3 protein-coding genes and 1 pseudogene are annotated in these 2,611 nt (G+C 56.6%); 3 read left to right on the forward strand and 1 reads right to left on the reverse strand.

Going from position 1 to position 2,611, the window contains the following annotated elements; genetic code table 11:
- The 3 genes and pseudogenes from NW829_RS08135 to NW829_RS08145 all read left to right on the forward strand — a co-directional run.
- Positions 1-1,257 (forward strand): UDP-N-acetylmuramoyl-tripeptide--D-alanyl-D-alanine ligase (locus NW829_RS08135; RefSeq protein WP_414416840.1); only part of this gene is annotated, 1,257 nt, incomplete at its 5' end.
- 107 nt (positions 1,258-1,364) lie between these two features.
- Positions 1,365-1,589 (forward strand): DUF3134 family protein, encoded by a 225-nt coding sequence (locus tag NW829_RS08140; RefSeq protein WP_011433626.1) that lies wholly within the window; start codon positions 1,365-1,367, stop codon positions 1,587-1,589.
- Between the two features lie 288 nt (positions 1,590-1,877).
- A pseudogene (locus NW829_RS08145) lies at positions 1,878-2,209 on the forward strand (fasciclin domain-containing protein).
- 132 nt (positions 2,210-2,341) lie between these two features.
- Here the strand turns inward: NW829_RS08145 and NW829_RS08150 are convergent.
- Positions 2,342-2,584 carry a hypothetical protein gene (locus tag NW829_RS08150; protein WP_414357385.1) on the reverse strand — a complete coding sequence of 81 codons (243 nt, stop codon included), beginning with the start codon at positions 2,582-2,584 and terminating at the stop codon, positions 2,342-2,344.
- Positions 2,585-2,611 lie beyond the last annotated feature (27 nt).

Raw genomic sequence — 2,611 nt, forward strand, 5'->3', positions numbered from 1 at the left:
GCCATTTGCACCGACAGCCGCCAACTCCAGCCAGGCTCAGTCTTTGTGGCGCTGCGGGGGGAACGGTTTGATGGACACAACTTTATTCCACAAGCTTTGGCAAGGGGGGCCGTTGCCGTCATCAGCCAGCGTCCGGTGGCCGGGCCCCATTTTCAAGTCTCAGATACCCTAGCTGCCTACCAGCGCATTGCCAGAGGCTGGCGGGAGCAGTTTCCCCCCCCCATACTGGCCATCACGGGCTCAGCAGGCAAAACCACCACCAAGGAAATGCTGGCGGCTGCCCTATCCCGCTACGGCACAGTTCTCAAAACTGAAGCCAACCACAACAACGACATCGGGGTTGCTCAAACACTGCTCCAGATGCAACCGGAGCATCAGTTTGTGGTTCTGGAAATGGCCATGCGCGGCCCCGGAGAAATTCGCCGCCTGGCTCAGATGGCTCAGCCCACCCACGCCTTGATCACCCATATTGGCACCGCCCACATCGGCAGACTGGGATCCCGCGCGGCCATTGCTGCTGCCAAGTGCGAGCTGCTGCAGGAGCTAGGGCAGGGGGTGGCTCTGCTGAATGGAGAAGATCCCTTGCTGTTGTCTACCGCCGCCAGCCTGTGGTCGGGACAAACCCTTACCTATGGTCTGGATCGGGGGGACTTACGGGGAGAATGGGATCCCCAAGCCCAAACGGTAACTGTGGAGGGCCTAACGCTGCCGGTGCCCTTGCCGGGAAGACACCATGCCCTCAACTGGATGGGAGTGCTGGCTGCTCTGTGCAGCTTGGGGCTGGATTGGGAGCGGCTCCGAGAACCCATTGCTTTGCCTACCCCTCTGGAGGGGCGCAACCGCCATCTCAAGCTGGCAGGAGATGTGGAAATCTGGGACGAAACCTACAACGCCTCGCCGGAAGCGATGATCGCGGCTCTACACCTGCTGGCCCAAACCCCGGGAAAACGGCGCTGGGCCATTCTCGGCCCGATGCGGGAGTTGGGAGAGCATGCGCCTCAGCTCTATGCGGAGGTGGGTCGGGCGGCTGCCCCTTTGGGGCTGGATCGGGTCTTGCTCTTGGATCCGGAAGGGGAGATGCAACCGCTGCTCGACCAAAAACCGGCAGCCCAGACAGAACGCTGCGAGGAGGTATCCGAACTGCTGGAAATCTTGCTCCATCACGTGCAAGCCGGGGATCGGCTGCTGTTCAAGGCAGCGCGAGCTGTTGAGCTGGATCGGGTGCTGCGCCGCTTTTTGCAGGAGTGGCAGGCATAGGCTAAACTGAGGGATATATCGATGGAAAGCCCGCGTCCCTCGGTTGAGAGGAGATCAATCCAAGCCGAGTTCATTCCTCGTCGATAACTGCCCTTTTTCCGTACGGCATGTACTACCACAATCCCTCTCTGCGCGAAGAGCCCCGCGATCAGCCGCCAACGGTGGTGCCCTCTCCTAGCAGCCTCTCCATTCTTGACTGGTTGCGCAAAGAGGGCCGGTTGATCGAGCAGCCCATTGAGGTCCCTGAGATGATTTTGGAAGAAGACATCGACGATATCGACGATTTGATCGGGGACGACTACGACGAAGACTTCGAGCCGGAAGAAGAGTAAGCACAACTGCCAGGATTATTACGAGCTCGTTAACTCATTTATCCCTTTGCTCGGCACCGTGAGGGTGTTATTTTTTGTGCTGCCGCTGGATAGACAGCTCGAGCAAACAAAACAGTACAGTCGTTTCAGGTTAGAGTGAGACGCCTGAGCTACCAAGAAAAGTCTTCCAGCCCCGCGCATTCAACGCTTCAGGTGTGGGTGCAGCGTTTTAGTTTGAATCAGAATGACTATAGATGCAGACAAACGTAACTGATCCCTCAGCCTCAAGGGATCCTTTTTCAGCCTGTTTTGGATTGCTCACCACCACCCTGCGATGATTGTTGCAAATCTAACCTTAGTGGAAGATACCCCCGCAGCCTTTGTAAGAAAGCATCTTGGGGCAGTAGAAACATCTTTTTCGGGGACTTTTTTCGATTTCTCACTTACCATGCAGTGCCCGGCAAAGTTCTCTCTACCTCTTTGGAAGCTGGGGAAGTGGTTACGGTCGAAGGATCTCCTGTGGAGATCTCTTTGGCTGATGGTGTCAAGGTCAACGATGCTAATGTGTGACAGCCGACATTGAAGCTTCCAACGGCGTGATCCACGTCATCGACAAGGTGATCCTGCCCCCGCAAAGCTAACCTGTCGGTACTGAGGTTCTAAATCCTGCGGGGTCTAGTCCTCTGGCAGCCCCTGCCCCTAGTGGTGGGGGCTTTGCGTTGTCAGCCCGGCGATACTCAAGGGATCCCTGACCTTGGTCTGCTCTATAGGCTCTATAGGTCGATGCCAACGCTGGAAGCGTAGATTGCCTCCACCGATACAGCGGACACCCGTTGAGGACGCACGATCATGTACTCATTGTCCATTTGCTTGGGCAAGGTGATGAACTCTTCGCCGCCCACCATGAGGTTGTTGATCAATTCCGTGTATTCTCTGGCTTCTTTGACCCGTACCTGCATGGTTTGTCCACCTTCCAGCATGATGTGGACAAGATATCCGTCAGGTTTTCTGGCCATGGATGCTCCTGCTGGGTGAACCGAAGG

Origin of the sequence: Synechococcus sp. R55.8 (genome assembly GCF_047461895.1) — a bacterium.
GTDB lineage: Bacteria > Cyanobacteriota > Cyanobacteriia > Thermostichales > Thermostichaceae > Thermostichus.

Bases quoted from the DNA above. Each gene is read 5' to 3' on its own strand.
- NW829_RS08140 (WP_011433626.1), top strand. From the start codon at position 1,365: ATGTACTACCACAATCCCTCTCTGCGCGAAGAGCCCCGCGATCAGCCG.
- NW829_RS08150 (WP_414357385.1), bottom strand. From the start codon at position 2,584: ATGGCCAGAAAACCTGACGGATATCTTGTCCACATCATGCTGGAAGGT.